Source organism: Pseudomaricurvus albidus, from assembly GCF_018863235.1.
Classification (GTDB): Bacteria; Pseudomonadota; Gammaproteobacteria; order Pseudomonadales; family Cellvibrionaceae; genus Pseudomaricurvus; species Pseudomaricurvus albidus.
Map to the genome: position 1 here is coordinate 21844 of NZ_JAHKRS010000012.1, position 22375 is coordinate 44218.

Annotated in this window: 13 protein-coding genes; 9 read left to right on the top strand and 4 right to left on the bottom strand. The window is 51.3% G+C overall.

Annotation, left to right across the window (positions count from 1 at the left end):
- Positions 1-58 precede the first annotated feature (58 nt).
- The 6 genes from KOI40_RS16420 to KOI40_RS16445 all read left to right on the top strand — a co-directional run bounded on the left by KOI40_RS16420 (position 59) and on the right by KOI40_RS16445 (position 9908).
- Positions 59-1120, top strand: coding sequence for a zinc-binding dehydrogenase (locus KOI40_RS16420; protein ID WP_216098634.1), 1062 nt, complete (start codon positions 59-61; stop codon positions 1118-1120).
- 142 nt (positions 1121-1262) lie between these two features.
- Positions 1263-3773: a TonB-dependent receptor gene (locus KOI40_RS16425; protein WP_216098635.1), complete on the top strand. Its 2511-nt coding sequence runs from the start codon at positions 1263-1265 to the stop codon at positions 3771-3773.
- 146 nt (positions 3774-3919) lie between these two features.
- Positions 3920-4657, top strand: a complete 738-nt coding sequence (locus KOI40_RS16430) for an SDR family NAD(P)-dependent oxidoreductase (RefSeq protein ID WP_216098636.1) — start codon at positions 3920-3922, stop codon at positions 4655-4657.
- Positions 4658-4798: 141 nt separating this feature from the next.
- Positions 4799-8125 (top strand): efflux RND transporter permease subunit, encoded by a 3327-nt coding sequence (locus tag KOI40_RS16435; protein ID WP_216098637.1) that lies wholly within the window; start codon positions 4799-4801, stop codon positions 8123-8125.
- On the top strand, positions 8122-9180 hold the full coding sequence (locus KOI40_RS16440) for an efflux RND transporter periplasmic adaptor subunit (RefSeq protein ID WP_216098638.1): 1059 nt from the start codon (positions 8122-8124) through the stop codon (positions 9178-9180). The genes KOI40_RS16435 and KOI40_RS16440 overlap by 4 nt, the downstream gene beginning before the upstream one ends.
- An 86-nt stretch (positions 9181-9266) precedes the next feature.
- A complete protein-coding gene (locus KOI40_RS16445) occupies positions 9267-9908 on the top strand; it encodes a Tll0287-like domain-containing protein (RefSeq protein ID WP_216098639.1) in 642 nt (213 codons plus the stop codon).
- A 147-nt stretch (positions 9909-10055) separates the two neighbouring features.
- On the opposite strand, the gene KOI40_RS16450 is transcribed toward KOI40_RS16445, so the two are convergent.
- Positions 10056-11639, bottom strand: coding sequence for an amidohydrolase (locus tag KOI40_RS16450; RefSeq protein ID WP_216098640.1), 1584 nt, complete (start codon positions 11637-11639; stop codon positions 10056-10058).
- A gap of 259 nt (positions 11640-11898) precedes the next feature.
- Positions 11899-14184 carry a TonB-dependent receptor gene (locus KOI40_RS16455; protein WP_216098641.1) on the bottom strand — a complete coding sequence of 762 codons (2286 nt, stop codon included), beginning with the start codon at positions 14182-14184 and terminating at the stop codon, positions 11899-11901.
- 451 nt (positions 14185-14635) lie between these two features.
- On the opposite strand from KOI40_RS16455, the gene KOI40_RS16460 reads away from it, so the two are divergent.
- Together KOI40_RS16460 and KOI40_RS16465 are read left to right on the top strand one after the other, a co-directional pair.
- Positions 14636-15940 carry an efflux RND transporter periplasmic adaptor subunit gene (locus KOI40_RS16460; RefSeq protein ID WP_216098642.1) on the top strand — a complete coding sequence of 435 codons (1305 nt, stop codon included), beginning with the start codon at positions 14636-14638 and terminating at the stop codon, positions 15938-15940.
- Positions 15937-19143, top strand: coding sequence for an efflux RND transporter permease subunit (locus KOI40_RS16465; RefSeq protein WP_216098643.1), 3207 nt, complete (start codon positions 15937-15939; stop codon positions 19141-19143). The genes KOI40_RS16460 and KOI40_RS16465 overlap by 4 nt, the downstream gene beginning before the upstream one ends.
- Here the strand turns inward: KOI40_RS16465 and KOI40_RS16470 are convergent.
- Both KOI40_RS16470 and KOI40_RS16475 read right to left on the bottom strand, forming a co-directional pair.
- Positions 19135-20184: a CobW family GTP-binding protein gene (locus KOI40_RS16470; RefSeq protein ID WP_216098644.1), complete on the bottom strand. Its 1050-nt coding sequence runs from the start codon at positions 20182-20184 to the stop codon at positions 19135-19137. The two genes, KOI40_RS16465 and KOI40_RS16470, sit on opposite strands and share 9 nt — an antisense overlap.
- A gap of 4 nt (positions 20185-20188) precedes the next feature.
- The gene (locus KOI40_RS16475) at positions 20189-21076 is read right to left on the bottom strand and encodes a LysR substrate-binding domain-containing protein (protein ID WP_216098645.1); all 888 of its coding nucleotides are present in this window, start codon (positions 21074-21076) and stop codon (positions 20189-20191) included.
- A 187-nt stretch (positions 21077-21263) separates the two neighbouring features.
- Between KOI40_RS16475 and KOI40_RS16480 the strand changes: the two genes are divergently transcribed.
- Positions 21264-22370, top strand: a complete 1107-nt coding sequence (locus KOI40_RS16480; RefSeq protein ID WP_216098646.1) for an S-(hydroxymethyl)glutathione dehydrogenase/class III alcohol dehydrogenase — start codon at positions 21264-21266, stop codon at positions 22368-22370.
- Positions 22371-22375 lie beyond the last annotated feature (5 nt).

Genomic DNA, 22375 nt, shown 5'->3' on the forward strand with positions numbered 1-22375 from the left:
AAATCCTTTAGAGAGCGGTATTGCCCGATCATGCGGGTAATACCGAAGGTAAAGAATAATGACTCAGATGAATTCTCTGGTAATGAGAGATGGTGGAATCCATCTTGAAACTGCCGATATCCCTGTGCCTGCTTCGGGTCAGGTGTTAGTCAAAAGCCTGGCTTGTGGAATCTGCGGGTCCGATTTACATTTAACCCGTCATTACAAAGAAATCTTTGCCTTTTACCAAAAGCTCGGCCTGATGAGTAGCCAACAGGATGAGCACACTGAAGTGATGTTGGGGCATGAGTATTGCGCAGAGATCGTCAGTTATGGCCCTGATACACAACAAAGCTTGCCCGTTGGCAGCAAAGTAACTTCAATACCTTTTCTGGTATCACAGAATAACGCCGGTATTGGTGTGACTCCTGGGCTTTCAGGTGCTTATTCAGAGTACTTCATCATGGATGAGGTTCTGTTGCTGCCTGTTCCTGACCATGTACCAGCTGAGGCAGCGGCTTTGACTGAGCCTTTGGCGGTTGGTCTGCATGCTGTAAATCGAAGTGAGATTCAGGCGGAAGATGTGGCTCTGGTCACCGGTTGTGGTCCTATTGGCTTGGCAGTGATTTCTGCTTTACACCGGCGTGGTATCAAAAACATCGTAGCATCCGACATGCAGGCAGATAAGCTGGAAAAAGCCAAAGTGTTCGGCGCCCAGCATGTTGTAAATCCTAAAGATCAGGACGAAATGCAGCTGGCTGCCAGCGTTGCCGGTGAGCGTAAAGTCTTCATTTTTGAATGCATTGGTGTACCTCGCATTATCAAAGACTTTATCGAGCGATGCCCGCCAAAATCAACACTGGTTGTTACAGGTATTCACACGTCTGAATCATCCGTTAACTACGCCTACGCGACCGTTAAGGAACTTGATCTTAAATTCACTTATTACTATACGCCAGAAGAGTTTGCAGAATGTCTGCAGGCCATCGCTGATGGTCATGTTGAGTGGCAGTCTCTGTTGACCGGAAAGGTTGGTATAGATGGTGTTGGCAAGGCGTTTGATCTTTTGGCAGCCGGTAGTGATCAAACCAAGATTGTCATTGAACCTTGGCGTCAAGGTGATTTGGAAATCCTGAATTAATTCCCTGATTTAATCCCATAACTCCTAATCTTAAAGCCCGCTAAGGGCTTTAACGGGTTTTTTCGTCCTGTGATTAGGCTCAGAGATAGAAGTAACTAAAAAAGCAAAATAATTGCTAATAAAATAAGTGTGAGGAAGAGAGATGAAAACCGTCAAGATGTCCTTGTTGAGTGCTGTGATTGCTGGTGTGGCAGGAAATTCCGGTGCGGCACTGGCAAATAATTTAGCCCTGGAAGAAGTGGTTGTTACCGCACAAAAGCGTACACAAAGTCTTCAGGATGTCCCCATTTCTGTCAGCGCAATGTCCGCTGAAAAAATGGCCAACTCTGGTGTCAATAATTTTGAAGATGTCTCCGCGTATGTGCCCAACTTCTCGGTGACAGAAAGTGCAGTTGGTGATCGAATCAGCATCCGAGGGATCGCTTCAGGTGAGCAGGCGGGTTTTGAGCAGTCTGTCGGTACATTTGTAGACGGTGTCTACCGTGGCCGTGGTGTCCAGATTCGTAATGCCTTTATGGATGTCGAGATGGTAGAGGTTCTGCGCGGTCCTCAGGGAACCCTGTTCGGAAAAAACACCATCGCAGGTGCATTGAACATCCATTCAGCAAAACCAACCGATGAGTTCGAGGCTGAGATTTCAGCGGGTTACAATGTTGATTTTGATGAAACCGATATCGAAGCGTATGTTTCTGGTCCTTTGACTGATACATTGCGGGCTCGTCTGGCGGTTATGGATCGCAAGATGGACGAAGGTTGGGTTGATAACCTTTACTACGACAAAGAAGGCCCATTGAAAGATGAACAGGCAGCTCGGGTAACTCTGGAATGGGATGTCAGTGACTTTACTCTGTTGACCTTCCGTTACGAAGATTATCGTTTCGATGATGGTGCTATGGGCTTTACCATGAAAGAAGCGGGTCCTCTGGAAGCGCTCGGTTCATTCAACAGCCGTGATGAATCCTTTATTGGTAATTCAGGACCTGTGATGGACTTTGGTTCGGACAGCGTTATGGAAGGCGATAGCCAGGAAGCTTCCATTACTGTCGAAACCCAATTCGAAGCCGGTACCTTGACGGGAATTCTGGCACACTCTCAGTATCAGTATGATCGTTTCCTGGATGCCGACTTTTCCGGTGTGAACGGCTTACGTTTTGATGATACTGAAGATTTCAAACAAAACAGTCTGGAAGTACGCTTTGCGTCTGAAGCCGGCGGCAGTTTCGAATACATTACCGGGTTGTTTTATCAACAGCAGGATATGACCGTTGATGGTTTGTCCTACTTTAACCTGCCTGCACTGCAAGGCATCCTGAATGCAGGCTGCCAGGCTAATTTGGGGGCTGCATACGGCAGTGCTTATGTGGCTAATGACGCAGTTCAGACCGCCATTAACACTTCTGCCTTTGGTAATGCTGCTCTGGCCAATACCTGTGCACAGGCTGCAGCGTTTGACGGCGTAGGTACTGGTGTCAATCGTTACGCCAAGTTGGATCAGGATACTGAAACCCTGGCGTTGTTTGCACAGGGTACCTGGAATCTCTCTGATACGGTTCGACTGACTCTTGGCGTTCGTTATACGGAAGAAGAGAAAGAAGCTGAGCAACTGGTTTACGCAGCGGATTTCGGCAGCCGTAATACCAATCAATCCTCCGATCCTTTAGTGACTGCTCTTGCGCAAACCGTGGGTGAGTTCACAGCTCACAGCTATACCTCGGATGATCCAGGCATGACTCGGGATGAGAAAAGCTTTACCTGGTCTTCTAATATCCAATGGGATGTTAATGAAAGCGTGATGGCTTATGCGACGGCTTCTACTGGGTACAAGTCTGGCGGTTTTAACTCGTTTTACATGGGGCAATCGGGTGGTGTGGGTGCAAACTCAAATGATGTGAGCTTCGATGAAGAAGAAGTATTAACCTTCGAGGTGGGCGCCAAGATGACCATGCTGGATGGTGCAGCAGAAGTGAATGTGGCTGTTTTCCATACCCAGTTTGATGATCTCCAGGCTTCTATCTTCAGTGGCGGTACTACCTTTGAAGTACAGAATGCTGCTAAAGCCACTTCTCAGGGTATTGAGATTGATGGTCGTTGGCGCGCCACAGAGAAACTGACGGTTTCAGGTTCTCTGGGATGGATCGACTTTGAGTACGATGATTTTGCGAATCAGGCTTGTTACAACAGCCAGTTCCTCGAAGCGCGTCAAAGTGCCTTCGATGCTGCCGCTACCGACGCCGAGAAAGCTTTAATTGCACTGACTTACAACAATGGCAGTTGTGCTGCTCAGGCGGTTAACGATCTGGAAGGTAAAACGTCTTCTCATACTCCCAAGTTGTCAGCTTCCATGAGCTTCAACTATCTGGAGCAATTTGGTGATTACGAGTTGGTTTCAAATCTTGACCTGAACTACATGGACGAAGTCTATCGTCAGGACGACCTTGATCCAATTTCTCTGGATGACTCCAATGTCAAGGTCAATGCTTCCCTGACCTTTGGTCCTCAGTCTGGCCTTTGGGATGTGTCATTGATCGGCAAAAATCTAACAGATGAAGAAACCTTTACTTATATCAACGATGTGCCTTTGTTTAACGGCTCTCATGATATAAGCCCTAATGCTCCGCGCTCGGTAACTGTGAGAGGCCGTTTGCGGTTCTAAGTTTGTGACACTCTCCGTCAGTTCTAACGCTATTTAGGGGCCTTTTGGCCCCTTTTTTTGTTTAGCGAATTAGCTTGTAGGGTGCTGTATCATGATTCGGTTAATTGATCTGACGAAACTTCTACAGGACTCACAGGAATATTCATATGTCTAAAGTGGCGATAATTACAGGTGCAAGCTCTGGAATTGGTGCAGCAGCTGCGAAATCCTTTCATGCGCAGGGATACAGTGTCGTATTGGCCGGCCGGGACGCAGACAGACTCAACGATGTGGCGAAGAGTCTGATTGGTGCTGTCACTTGGACCGGGGATATAACGGCAAGCGAGGCCTGTGATCAGCTGGTCGCATTTGCTCTCTCTCAATTCGGCCGTTTGGATGTTCTGATTAACTGCGCAGGTGTGATTCATCGTTATACGGCAGAAGAAACTACAGATGATCAGTGGCATAACACGATGGGGGTCAATCTTAACGCCCCGTTTTTTCTATCCAGAGCTGCAATTCCTCATATGAAACAAGAGGGCGGAGTGATCTTGAATATTGCGTCTGATTGGGGATTGCAAGGAGGGCAGTTGGCGGCAGCCTACTGTGCCAGTAAGGGAGGGCTTGTGTTAATGACCAGGGCCATGGCCCTTGACCACGCAAAAGACAAAATCCGTATTAATGCCATTTGCCCCGGTGATGTCGACACGCCGATGTTGAAGATAGAGTCTCAGCAGCGTGGTATCGACTATGACAGCGCCATGATTGAAAACAACGCCGACAGCCCAACGGGGCGTATTACTCTGCCCGATGAGGTTGCCGCGTTATGCGTGTATTTAGCCTCTGATGTCGCAGCACAGATTACGGGAACCGCTATTCCAATTGATGGTGGAAATACGGCTTAAACGATAAAAGCCTCTGGCCAGTTATTCTGTGCTTGGCTGGCTGGTTCTGTGTTTTAGACTTTGAGCAGAAGGGGGGCCTGATTTGTGTCTTCTCCTTGTGTGAATTATGCTTTTTTTCATTACTCCTAAAAGTCAGGCGTTATGAAATCCCAATCCCCGTTGGAATCATTGGTTCGCTACAGCCTTTCCGGTGGCATGCCGCTGATGCTGTTGCTGCTGTCATTGGTGCTGGGTGCCCTGGCACTGACGTTTACGCCGCGGGAAGAGGAGCCCCAGATTGTGGTGCCGATGGTGGATGTGCTGGTGGAGGCGCCGGGGTTGTCCGCCGCCCAGGTGGAACGCCAGGTAACCATTCCGTTGGAAAAACTGCTGGCGCAGATTCCGGGCGTTGAGAATGTTTACTCCACCACCATGACCGGTCGAACCACGGCGACATTGCGTTTCTACGTGGGGGAGGATCGGGAAACCTCACTGCTCAACACCTACAATAAACTCTATTCCAACCAGCATCGGGTGCCGGCGGTGGTGAGCCGCTGGCAGGTGAGCCCGGTGGAAGTGGATGATGTGCCAATCCTGCTGTTGGCCTTGTGGAGCAGTGATCCGGATCGAACCAGTGATTACGAGCTGCGGCGGGTGGCGGATGAAGTATCCACCTTCCTGCAGTCGGTGCCTGATACCAGTGAAGTCAATGTTGTGGGCGGGCGTCCGCGCACGATTCGCATCCTGCCCGATCCGGAAAGTCTGGCAGCTCGTTCCAGCACAGTGGGCGATATTCTCAATGCCTTGCAGGTGTCCAACCTGCTGCAATCAGCGGGCAATTGGACGCTCGGTAACAAGAGCCTGCAACTGGAGAGCGGCGACTTTATCCGCTCGGTCGATGAACTGCGCCAATCGGTGATCAATGTGGTGGATGGTCAGCCGGTGCTGCTGCGGGAGGTGGCCGAGATCATCGATGGGCCGGCCGAGCCCGACAGCTATACCTGGATCGACTTTGCCGAACCCTTTCACGCCGGCAGACCCGGCTTGCCGATGGTGACACTTTCTGTGGCCAAACAGCGGGGCAGTAATGCGGTCCGTGTCGCCAAGGATATCCATGCCATGATGGCGCGTTTGCACGCGGACATTCTGCCCTCCGACATCCATCTGGAAGTCATCCGCGATTACGGCGAAACCGCCAATGACAAGGTCAACAACCTTGCCCAGAGCCTCGCCTTTGCGGTGTTTACCGTGGTGGTGTTTATTGCGGTGTTTCTTGGCTGGCGCCCGGCGCTGGTGGTGGGTATCGCTGTGCCCATCAGCTACGGCGTCACCCTGGCGCTGGACATGGCCTTTGGCTACACCATCAACCGCGTCACCCTGTTTGCCCTGATCCTCTCGCTTGGATTGCTGGTGGATGACCCCATCACCGGCGTGGATAACATTGAGCGCTTTATGCGCGAACGCACGGGCTCGCTGAAAGAAAAAATCGTCGCCGCCATCAGTGAAATTCGTACGCCACTGGTCATGTCGACACTCACCATTGTGCTGGCGTTTATTCCACTGGCGTTTATCACCGGCATGATGGGCCCCTACATGGCGCCGATGGCGTTCAATGTGCCGGTGAGTGTGATCACCAGCACGGTGGTGGCGTTTGTGGTCACGCCCTGGCTGGCGATGAAGCTGCTGTCCGGCGCTTCGCCGAAGGATGAGGAGGCGGCCGGAGGGCTGGCGGCGTTTTATCGGCGTGTTATGTCACCGATCCTGATGAGTCGTGGCCGGGCCAAGATGTTGTTGTGGCTGGTGGCGGCCTTGTTTGTCTTTGCTGCGCTGTTGCCGCTGCTGCGGCTGGTGCCACTGAAGCTGCTGCCATTCGACAACAAAAACGAACTGCAGGTAGTCATTGATATGCCGGAAGGTGCCACTCTGGAGCAGACCGCAGCCATGGCGGTTGACGTCTCTGCCCGTGTGCGCCAGCTCAACGAAGTGAAAGCGGTGGCGGCCTATGTGGGGGTGCCATCGCCGATGGACTTTAATGGCATGGTGCGACATTACTACCAGCGCCAGGCGCCGAACATGGCCGACCTGCGGGTGACTCTGGTGGACAAGACGGAACGCCAGCACCAGTCCCACAGTGTGGTGTTGCGGCTGCGTGAACACCTGGCTGCCCTGTCGACGGAAGGCGTTTCCATTAAGGTGGTGGAAGTGCCGCCCGGGCCGCCGGTATTAAGCACCCTGGTGGTGGAAGTCTACGGTACGGAGTTAACCCCTTATACGGCACTGCAGGATGCTGCCGGCACTGTGATGGCGCGACTCGAACGCGAGCCGTTTGTGGTGGAAGTGGACAGTACGGTGGAGGCTGAACATGAGCGGCTGCGTTTCTTAACGGATAAACAGAAAGCGGCCTTGTCCGGCATTGCGACGGCGGACATCAACCAGGCGTTGTTGATGGCCAATGTCGGCGTCGGCGCCGGCTTCCTGCAATTGCCACAGGAAGCGAAACCCTTGCCGCTGGAGGTGCGTTTGCCCGAGGAACAGCGCACCTCTGTGCACGACCTGCAGCGCCTGCAGGTGCGCGGCCAGCCCGGCATCGTCAAGCAGAGCAGTCACAGTGGCCTCGACATTGCGCCGCAACCGCTGGTGGCTTTGGGGGAATTGGGCACGTTCCAATCGTTGCCCGCTGACCAGACCATTCAGCGCAAAGACCTGAAGCCGGTGGTCTACGTCATGACCGAATTGTCCGGCCGCACACCGGCTGAAGTGATCGCTGATGTGAATGTGGATTTGCGACAGCCGCTGCTTGAAGGCGCTGACACGCCTGAGATCAGTGACTGGCAGGGACGTACCTTTTTCAGCACCTTGTTTGGCAAGGGCGCCGGAGATGGCTGGCAACTGCCCGAGGACATTCGCATTGGCTGGACCGGCGAGGGTGAATGGCAAATCACCGTGGATGTGTTTCGCGATATGGGGCTGGCCTTCCTGTTTGCGCTGGTGGGCATCTTTTTTGTGTTGAAGCTGCAGACTTCTTCCACCAGTCTGGCGCTGATCATCATGTCGGCCATTCCGCTGACCATCATCGGCATCATGCCCGGCTTCTGGTTGCTCAACCAGATCGGTGAGCGGCAGGTGGCCGGTGCGCCGGACCCGGTGTTGTTCACGGCCACGGCCATGATCGGCATGATTGCCCTGGCCGGTATCGTGGTGCGTAATTCGTTGATCCTGGTGGAGTTTATCTCCCAGGAACGTGAGCAGGGGGCGTCGATTCACGACGCCTTGCTGCGAGCCGGGGCGATTCGCCTGCGGCCGATTCTGCTCACCGCTGGCACCACGTTGCTGGGTAATCTGGTGATTACACTGGACCCGGTATTCAGTGGCCTGGCGCTGGCGATTATTTTTGGCATTGTGGCTTCTACTTTATTCACCTTACTGGTCGTGCCGGTGGTTTACCTGCTGGTGTTCGACAAGGCGGCCCCCTTGAGGACTGACGCATGAACTCCCTGACCCGATGGCTGGTTCCTTTGCTGGCAATCCTGCTGCTGCTGTTGATGGTAGCGTGGATGGCCGGAGTGTTTGACGACGTGATTGAGCCGGGGTTGCAGCCGCCGGCGGTGACGGCAACGGAAGAGGGTGTGCCGGTGGAGGAGCAAGAGGTCGAGTTATTCGAAGCGGTGCCGGCCTCGGTAGAAGCCAAGCAGGCCACGCTGATTTCGTCTCGCTTGCTGGCTCGCATTGTCAAAGTCCATGTTCGCGCCGGGGATCCCGTGGAGGAGGGGCAGTTACTGGTCGAGCTGGAACAGGGCGATCTGCAATCGCGAGTTTCACAAGCCAGGGCTAATGTGCAGTCAGTCAGCGCCCGCCTCACCGAAGCCCAGCAAGCCCTGACGCGGGCCAAAACCCTGCGCGAACGGGGTCTTCTGGCGCAGGCAGATCTGGATAAGGCCCAGGCCAACCACGACACCCTGGTCGCGGGTTTGGACAGTGCTCAGCAAGGGTTAGAAGAAGCGCAAACCGCCCTCGGCTATGCCCAGGTGCGCGCGCCCATCCAGGGACGTATTGTCGATCGCTTTGCCGAGCCCGGTGATACCGTCCAGCCGGGAACGAAACTTCTGTCACTCTATAACCCCAACTCCCTGCGGGTGGAAGCGAATGTTCGTGAAGCATTGGCTTTATCTCTGAAACTGGGCCAAAAGCTTAATGTAACCATTCCTGCGCTCAACATGGAGTTGAAGGCAGTCATTGAGGAGCTGGTACCAGCTGGCAATCCTGGCTCCCGCAGTTTTTTGGTGAAATGCCGACTGGAGCAGGGCGTTGATCTTCTGCCCGGGATGTATGCCCGTCTGCAAGTGCCAGCCGGCGAAGCTGACATTCTGCTGGTGCCTGCCGAGCGTGTAGCTCATGTAGGACAACTGGATTTGGTGTGGGTGGCTGGACAACAAGGTATTGAGCGTCGTTATGTCAGATTGGGTAAAGCGTATCCCCAAGGGAAAGTGGAAGTCCTGTCTGGCTTAATGCCCGGCGAGCAAGTATTGTCTGTACCAGCTCAGTGAAATCATGAATGAGAGTTTTCAATCAAATGCCAGTGGGACAGTCTTGTAGAGCAGAGTTTGGCTGGGAATATATGAGAGGTTTTACCGTGTTGAAGCAGAGCGAAGTGGAATCAAGTAAAAGGTTGAGCAATTACTCCCGATGTCAGTGGATGGTGTTGTTTATGGTGCTTTTGGGGCCAGCGGTTGGGGCTGATCAAACAGATTTAGCGGTTGATCAACAGATGACCTCTTTACAGCTTCAGGCCCGATCAACGGCGATGTCACTGGGTAGCGAGCTGAAGTCAAAATTGCAACAAGCCATTGCCAAAGATGGCTTGGCCCATGCGGTGGAATTTTGTCATCTCAATGCTCAGGGTTTAACTCGGCAGCAGGCCATTACTCTGAGCACTAAGGTTTCACGCACCAGTTTAAAAGTACGAAACCCGGCCAATACGGCGGATGTATGGCAGCAGTCAGTGCTTGAAGATTTTGCTGATCAACAGCAGCAAGGTATTCCGATCTCAGCTATGGAGTTCGGTGAAATCTCTGAACAGGACGGTGACAGTATCTATCGCTTCATGAAAGCCATTCCGACACAGGGATTGTGCCTTGGTTGTCATGGTGACTCGATTGCTCCGGAGGTCGCAACCCGTATCCAACAGTTTTATCCTGATGACCAGGCTACCGGGTTTCAGGTTGGGGATATTCGTGGGGCTTTTTATGTAGAGATCAATTTATCTCGTGATTGAACTTTTTTTCTTGATAGTAAGTACAGGACTTTAACGCTTCGAATGTGTTTTTAGTAAGCCTTGAACCTGATTGGCCCAAGACTTACTTTGTGCTGTTTTCATCTCCTGCAAGAAGTATTTAGATGTTTTCTTTATAGGCTGGTGCGTCTATTTATCGTCTCGATCATAAATCTTGACACCACCGACGTAGGTTTGATCGACTTTAATATCGCGGATGGTCAGTGGATCGACGAGAGGGCTGCGATCCAATACCACGAGATCTGCCAGTTTTCCTTTCTCTAATGAGCCCAGGTCTTTCTCCCGGAAGATCTGCCAGGCCGCGTCAATGGTGGTAGCTCTGAGCGCCTGCATGGGTGAAATTCGCTGCTCTTCCCCAATCACTTCACCACTACTGGACAGACGGTTGACGGTGCTCCAGAGCATTTGCATGGGATCCATGGGAACCACCGGGGTATCCAGATGGACACTGAATCGAAGATCCCTTTCCAGAGCGGAGTGGGTTGGGCTCATACGCATGGCTCGGTCCGGACCCATAAAGATATCCCTGTGTCGATCACCCCAGTAATAGGTATGAGCGGTGAAAAAGCTTGGGGTGATACCCAGTTGCTTCATCTCATCCAACTGATCTTCCCGCGCCATTTGTGAGTGAATCAGAATCAGGCGGGGGTCTGATAGAGGATGGTTTTTTTGTGCTTCACCAAAGGCGTAGATAATGTCATCGATAGAGGCATCACCGTTCCCGTGAATGGCCATTTGTATGCCAGCCTTATTGAAACGGGTTGCCCAGTCTGCCAGTTTCTCACGGGGGAGGGTGGGATATCCTCGATACTCTTCGTCACCGCGAAATGGGGTGTGGTATGGGTGGCTCAGGTAGCCGGTAAAGCCCTGAATACTGCCGTCGGCAATGATTTTGACGGTGCGGGTACGCACCCGATCTGAATTGTAATCATCCAGATCCAGTTCTCCAGAGAGGATCTGCTCCCCCAGTTTATCGTACAGTGGCCACAGTTCCAGGCGCAGGGGAATCAAGCCAAGTTGAGAAGCCCCATACAATCCTTGCAACATGGTGCCGTCTACTGCGCCGCTTTGGGCGGTGGTAACCCCTTTGCTTGCATACCCATTCCCCGCGGTAGTGAGTATGTCGTAGAACTCTGATGGCGAAATATCCAAAGTTAAAAAACTGAGTGCCTGACCAGCAGTTTCTTCAAGCAGGCCGGTCAGCTCTCCATGTTCATCTTTTACGATGACGCCACCCTCTGGGTCTGGCGTATTTCGATCATAGCCAGCTATTTCCAGAGCCAGGCTGTTTGCCACTCCCATATGGCCGGAAACATGTGTGATATAGATCGGGTGATCTGTGGAGACTGCATCCAGCTCCTGACGGGTTGGGTGACGGCGTTCCGCTAATAATGTGTCGTCGTATCCAAAACCGGTGATCCACTCACCGTGGTCCTTGTCCTTAACTCGTTGCAAGAGACGTTCCTGCAGCTCGGCAATATTGTGGACATTACCTACCGGCGGGCTGGTCAGGTCGGCGCTGATGACTGAAATGCCGGATCCCGGAAAATGGCCGTGTGCATCAATAATGCCGGGTATTAGTGTTCTTCCCTGCAGATCATGGACAACAGTATCGTCGTTAATGTGAGGCTGTATATCGCTATTGGAGCCTACCGCTACAATACGATCATCCCGAATGGCAATGGCTTCAGCAATGGAGTTATTGTTATCCATGGTCAGAACTTGACCATTAATGAAAACCTGACTGTGAGGTGGCTTTTCAGGCTGTATAAACCAGTACACAGCGAGGAAAGTAATTGCCAGAAGAATGAGTAAACTTATCAGGATTTTAAACACTGTCTTCATTAGCTATTTCCTTATGAAGGCTGAGGAGAGGGAATGTTAGCTGTGCCCTAAAAAAAAGGCCTATCAGAGATAGGCCAATCACTCTCCATCAGGAGAACTAGACAACTATGGTATTGTAAACGTTTGTTTAAAAGTTAGTCCAGGTCACAGTCACACCGTAGGTACGGGGCATGGCCGGAACGTGAATAAAACCAAATGGAGGGGCCTGGTAATTATGGCTGTAATACTCTTCTCCGGTCAGATTGTTCACCCAGCCCGCAATTTCCCATTTCTCATCGGCAGAGGTGTAGGCCAGACGGGTATTGAATACACGGTATTCAGGAATGGCTGCAGACTCATAGTTGGCTGTATCTTGATAGGCTTTTTCCTTGTGGATGTATTCCAAACGGGCATCCATGAATCCGCCAAAAGGCATTTCTTTTTCGTAAGAGGTGACCAGAGTGTAGGCATTGCGCGGAGCATTCCGCAGGGCATTGCCTTCATCTTGTTTTAAATTACCTTCCAGTTCTACGTACTCGGTATCCAGGTAGGCATAGGTCCCTGCCAATTGCAGACTGTCGGTTAATGCAAAGGTTGCTTCCAGTTCGATACCTTCAGATACGGCTTTACCCGCATTTTTGGTAACGAGAGGAGGGATAGCACAACCGCCACAATCAAACTGTTGCAACACTTGCAGATCTTCGTAATCGGTTTTGAATATGGCACCGTTCAAGCGAAGACGATCGTCCATCAGCATGGATTTGAAACCGATTTCCATATTGAGTGCGTTTTCTTCGTTGAAGGCTTCATCGAGTGCAGAGCCCAAAGCTGATGCGTAGTTAAAACCACCGCTTTTAAAACCGGTGGCGGCACTGGCGTAGACCATTGTGCTGTCACCAATATGGTAGTTAGCTACGATTTTATAAGTTGGCGAACGCCAGGTTTTTTCTTGGCTGCCGGTGGTCAAGTCGCTGGAAACCGGTGGCAAAGCCGGGTTTTCTGTTGCGATCAAGGTGCCAATGTTGGTGTATTCTTTGGTTTCTTCGGTGTAACGCAGTCCCAGAGTCAGATCTAACTTGTCAGTAATAGAGTAGGTTGCTTGACCAAAAATAGCTGTGCTGGTTGTGTCGTTATACTGATCAGCCAAATCGTTAGCGGGGTTATAGGCGAGAGCTTGAACGGGGCCAACAACATTAATTAAGAAGGAGGGGGCATCGATCAACGTGCCTTCGCCACGGTGAACGCTTTCCTGATTGTAGTAGACACCTGCCTGCCAGTTTAACTTGTCGGTATCACCACTCAAGCGAAGTTCCTGGCTGATTAAGCGTGAATTCTCATCGGCATATGAGGTAAACCCCAAACCAGCAAAAAGACCGAGTTGACCAACGGACATTGGGCCATACTCTTTAAAAATATCCGCGTCAATTCCGCCCATACCAACATTGTAAAAAGCTGATTTGGATTCCTGATAGGCCGTCAAGGATGTCAGTGTCGCCCAGGGAAGATCCCAGTCGATCTGCAGTGAGGCACCCTGTGAATCCATTTCGGTATAGCCTTCATTGGATGAGTAATTCTCATAGAAATCTGCGTATGGCAAGCCGTCGGCATGCGCTGCGGCCAGGGTTGCCCCGATAATGGCTAAATCGGGCTCCATGGATTCTGCAGAAAGAGAAGCTGCACCTGAACGACGGTCGGTACCATAGTTCACAGTAAGCAGAGCTTCGAGAGAGTCTGTGGGGGTCCACAAGAGTTGGCCTCGCAGGCTGCTGCTATCCAAATCCCCCTGTTCGAAATTGGAATCAATAACGCTTTCTATGTAGCCGTCGCGCTGTTTTTCGTTAAAACTCACTTTACCGGCCAGCGTGTCAGTCAAACCACCGGAAATCATACCTCGATAGTTTTTCAGACCGTAGTTACCCGCATTCAATTCGAGACCAGCTTCAAATTCTTCTGAAGGTCTTTTGGTGGTGATATTAATTGCACCAGCAATAGCATTCTTGCCCCAGAGAGTACCCTGTGGACCACGCAGGACTTCAATACTTTGGATGTCATACAGTTCTGTAGCACTACCGGCACTACGGTTCACATAGACACCATCAATAAACATGGCTACAGACTGTTCACCACTGGCAGCACCGTCACCGTTGGAGCCAATCCCGCGAATGTACAGTTGAGGTTGAGTTGGATTGAACTCACCCATGCTGAAACCCGGGGTCCGAGCAGCAATACCTTCAACACCGGTAATACCAGCTTTCTTGATCATGTCCGCACTCATCGCTGTTACTGCGATAGGCACATCTTGCATATCCTGTGCTCGTTTCTGTGCGGTTACGACGATTTCTTCCAGCACGGCACCAAATGAGTGAAGTGGCGTGGCGACAGAGGCCAGTACGATAGCCGTAGCGAGTGGGTTGGTACGAAGTCTTTTAATCATGGTGACGACCCTTACTGTTGTTTAAAGTTGTTAATACATATCTCTGAGTCAGGGTTCGATCTCTTTGGATCGTTTAGTCTTTCTTGCTCTGGTTTGTAAATTATTGGAATTTGGCAAGGATGAAAAAGACCAGTTTTTGCCAGTTGTGCAGACCAGCGAATTGCTGCACCACTTTGGAGTGGTTGCTTAATAGTTTGCCTGTTTTTGGTGCTGTGTATTGATGTTTTGGAGCGGATATAAGGGTGCCATGGTCCAGTGTCTATCCGGATTTTTATAGCCAGTGATAATTTTTGTTTGGTCTAGAAAACTGGTCTGTATAAATGGCGTGTTATGGCACGATCAGAAAGTGTTTCATTTCTGTATTTTAAAACTCTCTAGTTCAATTACGAAAAATCGTTTTTTATACGGCCAATACATTCAGTGTTGTTTGGTTGCCACAAGGAGGCAGAAGTTGTCTGTTCAGATGTTCGATGAAGTACTAAAGGGTAGTCGCAATAAAAAAGTTGCCCCGGTTCTGATTTTCTTTTTGTCGAGCTTTGTCGCTTTCGGGTTGGTGGCCACTGAGCCCGAGCTTACTTCCAAACCCGTTAAGAAAATCCTGCCTGTGGTTAAGGTTAAAACTGTTAAACCATCTCGTGAAACTTTGAAAGTCTATTCAGAAGGTGTCTTGTCACCCAGTGCCGAGTCTACTCTGGTGCCTGAAGTTGATGGTCGTGTGGTGTGGGTGAATCCGGCATTTAAGGCTGGGGGACACTTTATGGCTGGAGACATTTTGTTTCGGATTGACCGTGCTGATTACCAGACTGATTATGAGAACGCTCAGGCTCGCCTGGATAAAGCGTTGGTGGAGTTTAAGTTTGCCGAATCCGAGTTCCAACGAGGCAATACGCTCAAGAAGAAAAAGCTACTAAGTGAATCGCAATTTGATGAGGTCGCTCGGCAGTTTGAGTTGTTCTCAGCAGAGGCCAGACTTGCCAGGCTGACACTGGAGCAGGCGCAACGCAATCTGGATCGAACTGTCATTAAAGCGCCGTACAGAGGAAGAGTCCGAAGTGAAAAAGTGGAATTTGGGCAGTTCATCCGCCGTGGAGATGTGGTTGCAGAAATTTATGCTGACCAGATGATAAAGGTTCGTCTCCCCATCCCTAATCGTCAGATGGCTTTTATGGCTAGCTCGGGCCAGATGGCGATGCAGAGCGATAATTTCCAACAAGTTCGAACAGCTGCAGGCAGTTCAACTACAAATAATGGCCGTGCATGGTCAGCTCTGCCATTGGTGAATTTCTCTGTGGAGTACGCTGGTACATTCCATCAATGGCAGGGACGATTGGTGCGCCATGAAGCTGAGTTGGATTCGCAGTCGCGCATGGTTTACGGGATTGCTGAGATGACACAGGAGGAATTGCCGGACGGCTTGCCTATGGGATTGTTTGTGAAGGCAGAGATTGAGGGACGATCACTGGACGATCTGGTTCATTTACACCGTGGCGCAATCCGTAATGGTTCTGAAGTGGTTGTAGTAGATGAGGGTAATCGGCTAAGAGTTCGCCCGGTCACGGTGCTGCGTCACCAAGGGGATGAGGCAATTATCTCTTCCGGACTGATGGATGGGGATCGGGTTTGTGTATCACCTATCAGTATTGTGGTCGATGGCATGCAAGTAGAGGCACTGGACGAAGCAGGTGCCCCGGTCGAAATGGTTACAGAGGTTATTTCTGACCGGAAAGCGACATTATCCCACGGAGATATCCTGTGAAAGGTGTAATTGCCTGGTTTGTAGATAATCGAGTAGCTGCCAACTTATTGATGTGGCTGATGATTGTAGGTGGCCTTTTGATTTTTCCGACTCTTCACCGGGAAGAGTTTCCGAACATGGACATGGATATTATCAATGTTGAGGTTGTTTACCCAATGGCCAGTGCTGACGAAGTGGAAGAAAGTATCTGTATCAAGTTGGAGGAGGCGGTTTCTGGCACACAGGGTGTGAAAAAGCTGCGTACCACTGCAGTTGAGGGTAAGTGTACTCTCAGCGCTGAGTTACTGACCGGTGCTGACAAGACACAGGTGCTCCGGGATTTCAAAAACGACATTGATAAGCTGGATAGTCTTCCGGAAGACGCGGAGCTACCGATTGTATCCGAGAATACCCGAGTATTGGCAGTGCTGCAGGTGGTTATATCCGGTGATATTGATGAGCACTCCATGAAAAACATTGGTGAGCGAATCAAAGATGATATTGCAGATTTACCTGAAGTCAGTCAGGTCAATCTGGTTTATCAAAAGCCGGAAGAAGTTTCTCTTGAAGTTTCTGAAATCAATTTGCGTCGTCATGGACTGACGCTAGACCAGGTCGCAGCCAGCATCCGGGAGAGTTCGCTAAATCTTCCCGGCGGGATGGTTAAAACCCTTGATGGCCACGTGTTGTTAAAAACTGATGCCAAAGCCTATTGGGAAAAGGACTTCGCCAACATTATTGTCCTTGCCAAAAGGGATGGCACACGTGTACGTCTCGGGGATATTGCGCATGTCGTCGATGGGTTTGAAGATAAGGAAATGGCTGCAAAATTTGATGGTGAGCCAGCCATGATTGTCGACGTACGGCGCATAGGGAAAGAGGATATTATTGAAGTTTCGGATGCCGTAAAACAGTATCTGCATGACGCTCAAAGCTGGATCCCGGCAGGTGTCAACATCACGTTGTGGCAAGACGAATCAGAAGATCTGCGCGGACGGATGCAGGCACTGAGCGATAATGCGGTCAGCGGTATGGCCCTGGTGTTTATCGTGCTGGTCTTATTTATGCGTCTGAACTTGGCGATCTGGGTTTCTGCTGGCATTCCTATCGCTTTGCTGGGCACATTGTTGATGTTCCCCGTGTTTGATGTTTCCATCTCTACGGTGTCGACTCTGGCGATTATTTTGGTGCTGGGAATTGTGGTTGATGATGCCGTGGTGGTGGGAGAGAGAGTCTATGCCTATCAACAGTTAGGAGCTTCTCCCAGGGATGCGGCTATTGCTGGCGCGCAAGAAGTTTCCATACCGGTAATCTTTGGCGTGTTGACGACCATTGCTACGTTTATACCTATGCTGAGTGTGACCGGACCTCTGGGAGCTATGGTGGCGCCCATTGGTCTTGTGTCCATTCTTGCGCTGGTTTTTTCGCTGATTGAGTCACAGCTGGTGTTGCCTTCTCATCTGGCCAGTCATCCTGCCAATAAGCCCAGTCGCTTTGTCTGGCTGAACCGGTTACAGGAGAAAGTTGATCATTTGGTGGCAGGGAATCTGAAGACGTTTGTCGATCAGTACTATCAGCCATTTTTGAAAAAGGTGATCGCGTGGCGTTATACCACGCTGAGTGTGGCCGTGGGCGTGTGCATTGTTACCATAGGCATGATGGCGGGAGGGCGTATTTCCGCTCAGTTTTTCCCACCTATGCCCGGTGAGCGTTTGTATGCGAGCGTGACTTTGCCGCAGGGCATTTCACTGGTGGAGACAGAAAAAGCCATTGCTCAATTGGAGGCTTCTGCTGAGCAGCTGACTCAGGAACTGGATTCGCAGCGGGGCCCGGATGAACTGGAATCCCGAGTGAGACACACCTTTGTGTCCATGGGGAAGGAAATCATTAAAGGCAGTACATCGGAAGGGAATTGGATAGGCGGTCACTATATTGACATGGCCATTGAGCTTAACTTACCACAAGATTATTCCGGTACGTCTACTTCAGAATTTGCCAGTCGCTGGCGTGAGCTCAATGGTGCTATTCCTAATGCCGTCAAGCAGACCTTCGATGCCAATGCGCTGGAAGCGGGCAATGCCATTGAGTTACAGATTCGCGGAAAGCACCTGGATGATCTGAAGGGGGCAGCGGCTGAAATCAAGGAATACCTTTATGCAACTGCCGGGGTTTTTGACATTTACGACAGCTTTGAGGGCGGCAAGCAAGAGGTGTCGCTAAAGTTGTTGCCGCAGGCCAGAAATCTTGGACTCACCACCAGAGATCTGGCCAGGCAGGTGCGTCAGGCTTTCTACGGTGAAGAAGTACAGCGTATTCAGCGCGGTGATGACGAGGTCAAAGTTTTTGTTCGTTATCCAGAAGCGGAGCGCAGGAGTCTGGGTAATCTTGAGCAAATGCGAATTCGCACCAGTGATGGTGTGGAAGTGCCTTTCAGCAGCGTTGCACAAGTGGTATCCCAGCGAGGTGTTTCCAGAATTCAGCGGGTCGATGGCCGACGGGTCATTTCGGTCATTGCGGATGTGGATCGCTCTCAAATTGCTCCGGATTTTGTACTAAATACAATGGCAACGTCTTTATTTCCCGAGTTGGAACGTCGCTGGCCCGGTATTGAGATCAATCTTGCGGGCGAGGCCGAAAGTCAGGGCGATGCCTTTGCCAGTCTTGGGCTGATGTGTCTGATTGCGTTGTTTGCAGTATACGGTTTGCTGGCGATTCCATTGAAATCTTACACGCAGCCATTGATCGTGATGTCAGTGGTGCCGTTTGGCGCCATCGGAGCCATCTGGGGGCATGTGATGATGGGGGAAACCTTCGTGTTCTTTTCCATCATCGGTGTGGTCGCTCTTGCCGGTGTGGTGGTTAACGCTTCTCTGGTATTGGTTGATAAGGCCAATCGTTTGCGTATAGAAGGTTTGGGCATGGAGGAGGCGCTGATTGAGGCAGCTTGTGAGCGTTTCAAACCGATTATCCTCACCTCGGCTACCACTTTTATTGGCTTGCTGCCGCTGATGTCTTCTTCAGAGTGGTCAACCAAACTCTTTGTCCCCATATCCATTTCTCTGGGGTGCGGGGTTTTGTTCAGCACGTTTATTTCTTTGCTATTGGTTCCGGCTCTGTACCGAATGCTCGATGATCGTCATTTGTTTGGGCGCTGGTTTGGCAGACAGCTGCGCAGGGTATTTTCTGTTGGCGCCGGACAGGAGGGAGGTGCCAGCCTACGATGAGGCTGGCGTACGGCATTCAATCAGTTGTTGCTCTACCGAATCCCAATCGACGGATTCGGTGTGGATCATCTCCAGTCGACTTTCCTCGGCAGCCGGAATCTCTTCCGAGGAAACCGTTGTACGCATTCGATTGATCAGTAACCAGTGAGCGTCAGTGTGAATGACGCCTTTGATTCTCGGAATGTCGGAGGACTCAACCCAGGCAAGCAGTTTAGCTTCATTAAACAGCCAGTCGGCAGGAAAGCGCCAGCCGCAACTGTGACCAAAGTCGGTGTTGTTTTCGAACCGGGTGAGTTGATCGACGGGTTCGTTAAGGGCAGGGGTTGTCTCTTCTGTGATTGCAGAAACGGGAGGCCGCAAGCCCAAGTGTTGTCGAACGGCAGCATCGGGATTCTGTGCATGATGCGGGTGCGTCAGCCATTGCCAGTCGAGTTGGCCATGGGCAACGGTTGAGAACCGAAGGGGGCGCCCCTGTGTCTGTCGGTTGTGTTCTTCTGCGGCGCAGAAGGCTTCGAACGCTTTTAACTGATCTTCAGTCGCAGTATCCGCTTTGCTCAGTACCAGATGGTCGGCCAGCTCAACCTGACTTTGAAACGCGGGAAGTTGGGTAAACTGATCGTCGGTAATGCTCCAGGGATCGATCACGCACACGACGGTTTGCATATCGAGAAGGGTTTGGTATTCAGCACCGGAAAATTGCTTGATGACCTGCTGTGGATGAGCCAAACCGGTGGGTTCAATCAATATACGATCAGGCTGATGACTGCGAATCAATTGGTTTAAGGCCACCTTCGATGGCAATCCGACCGCACAGCACATGCAGCCACCGGGCACTTCTTTAACCGCGATGCCTTCTATTTCGGAGCCATCGGCTGCCAGCAGCGCACCGTCAATTCCGATCTCGCCAAACTCGTTCACCAATACCGCCCACTTTTCACTGGCGGGTTTGGTTTTTAACAGGTGCCGAATGGCAGTGGTTTTCCCTGCGCCGAGAAAGCCGGTAATGATATTGGTGGGGATGTTACTCAGAATTTTTTTCATAGCATCACAAGTATTGTATTTCGCGGAAGTGATTGACTAGATACTCAACAAACAGCCGAACTTTCGGTGACAAGTGCCGATTGCCGGGATAGACCGCCCAGACGGCCGTGTCCGTGGGTTGGTATTCAACCATGACCGGGATCAGCCGCCCGGCAGCAATATCTTCATGGACATAAAATTCGGGTAACTGCGTGAGACCCAGTCCGGCTTTGGCCGCTGCCAGAAGAGCATGCCCGTTGTTGCTGTGCCAGTCTCCGTCTATTTTCAGATCCACGTGGTGGCCGTTTTTTTCCCGGAATCGCCAAGTGGAGACTGAGCCTACCAGACAGTTATGCTTTTTCAGACCGTGTATGGTTTCCGGATGGCCATAGCGATCCAGATAATCCCGACTGCCGCAGATAATCAATTGCCGGGCTGCAATCCGCCGTGCAATCAGGGAAGAGTCTTTGAGGACTCCGGCTCGAATGGCGAGATCATATCCCTCGTCCACCAGATCTACCTGACGGCTGGTAAAGTCCAGATGAATCTGAATATGAGGATGGAGCTTCATGAATGCGGCAGCCGCCGGTGCAATATAGCGTTCACCAAAGGCGCCCGCTACGGTCATGCGCAAGGTGCCGCGGGGCCTTTCCTGCTGATCCAGCACTGCCTTTTCAGCTTCTTCCAGTTGAGTCAGCACGTTCTTACAGCGTTCGTAATAGGCCTGCCCGGTCTCAGTCAGTGACAGCCGGCGGGTAGTACGCTTCATCAATTGCACACCCAGCCGGTTTTCCAGCTGGCTGATTTGTCGGCTGACGTGTGATTTGGACAGACCAAGGGTGTTGGCAGCAGCTGAAAAACTGCCGCTGTCGACGACATTAACGAATATTTCTGTGGAGGCCCAGCGGTTCATGGGCGCAGTATAAAGTGTTTATTGTTGCTGTGCATAAACAATCCTTTGATGTTTATGTGGCTAATTACTTTTAAGGGAACAATGTATAGTGTTTGCCATTCTGATTAATCCGTATCGATAATCACCGACATGGGGTGGAATCGATACTATTCTCTATCAATCAATGGTCACATCAGGAGTTCAGATCATGAAAACACGTGCAGCAGTCGCCTTTGGGGCGGGTAAACCTTTGGAAGTGGTGGATGTTGATCTTCAGGGGCCACAGGCCGGCGAAGTGATGATCGAGCTGAAAGCCACCGGGATCTGCCATACTGACGCTTTTACTCTGTCTGGCGATGACCCTGAAGGGGAGTTTCCGGCGATTCTGGGCCACGAGGGCGCGGGTATCGTAGTGGAAGTCGGTGCAGGTGTAACGTCTGTGAAACCCGGTGATACGGTCATTCCGCTGTACACGCCGGAGTGTCGGGGTTGTGAATATTGTCTGAATCCTAAAACCAATCTCTGTCAGGCCATTCGTACTACCCAGGGCCAGGGTCTGATGCCAGATGGCACCAGCCGTTTCTCTCTGGATGGCAAGCCCATCAAGCATTACATGGGGTGTTCAACATTTGCCAATCACACGGTCTTGCCCGAAATCGCCGTCGCCAAGATTCGTGAAGACGCACCATTCGACAAGGTTTGTTATATCGGCTGTGGTGTAACCACCGGTATTGGCGCCGTAGTATTTGACGCGAAAGTTGAGCCAGGTTCCAACGTTGTGGTGTTTGGCTTGGGTGGTATCGGTCTGAACGTAATCCAGGGTGCCAGACTGGCTGGCGCCAACCAGATCATTGGTGTTGATATCAATCCGTCCAAAGTGGCATTGGCGAAAAAGTTCGGCATGACCGATTTCCTCAATCCGAAGGACGTGCCCGATGTCGTTGAGGCGCTGGTCGAAATGACCAAAGGCGGCGCGGACTACAGCTTCGAGTGTATCGGTAATGTGACCACCATGCGTCAGGCGCTGGAGTGCTGTCACAAAGGTTGGGGCGAATCCATCATCATTGGCGTGGCCGGAGCTGGTCAGGAAATTTCCACGCGACCATTCCAGCTGGTTACCGGTCGGGTTTGGCGCGGTTCTGCCTTTGGTGGTGCCCGTGGTCGTACCGATGTCCCCAAAATTGTTGACTGGTATATGGATGGCAAGATCAACATTGACGATCTGATCACCCACACCATGTCGCTAGACGACATCAACAAGGGCTTTGATCTGATGCACGCTGGCGAGAGCATTCGCTCTGTTGTTCTTTACTAAGATTG

What these genes read in the sequence shown, in the direction of transcription:
- KOI40_RS16420 (WP_216098634.1), top strand. Translation starts at nt 59, where the DNA reads ATGACTCAGATGAATTCTCTGGTAATGAGAGATGGTGGAATCCATCTT.
- KOI40_RS16425 (WP_216098635.1), top strand. Translation starts at nt 1,263, where the DNA reads ATGAAAACCGTCAAGATGTCCTTGTTGAGTGCTGTGATTGCTGGTGTG.
- KOI40_RS16430 (WP_216098636.1), top strand. Translation starts at nt 3,920, where the DNA reads ATGTCTAAAGTGGCGATAATTACAGGTGCAAGCTCTGGAATTGGTGCA.
- KOI40_RS16435 (WP_216098637.1), top strand. Translation starts at nt 4,799, where the DNA reads ATGAAATCCCAATCCCCGTTGGAATCATTGGTTCGCTACAGCCTTTCC.
- KOI40_RS16440 (WP_216098638.1), top strand. Translation starts at nt 8,122, where the DNA reads ATGAACTCCCTGACCCGATGGCTGGTTCCTTTGCTGGCAATCCTGCTG.
- KOI40_RS16450 (WP_216098640.1), bottom strand. Translation starts at nt 11,639, where the DNA reads ATGGATAACAATAACTCCATTGCTGAAGCCATTGCCATTCGGGATGAT.
- KOI40_RS16455 (WP_216098641.1), bottom strand. Translation starts at nt 14,184, where the DNA reads ATGATTAAAAGACTTCGTACCAACCCACTCGCTACGGCTATCGTACTG.
- KOI40_RS16470 (WP_216098644.1), bottom strand. Translation starts at nt 20,184, where the DNA reads ATGAAAAAAATTCTGAGTAACATCCCCACCAATATCATTACCGGCTTT.
- KOI40_RS16475 (WP_216098645.1), bottom strand. Translation starts at nt 21,076, where the DNA reads ATGAACCGCTGGGCCTCCACAGAAATATTCGTTAATGTCGTCGACAGC.
- KOI40_RS16480 (WP_216098646.1), top strand. Translation starts at nt 21,264, where the DNA reads ATGAAAACACGTGCAGCAGTCGCCTTTGGGGCGGGTAAACCTTTGGAA.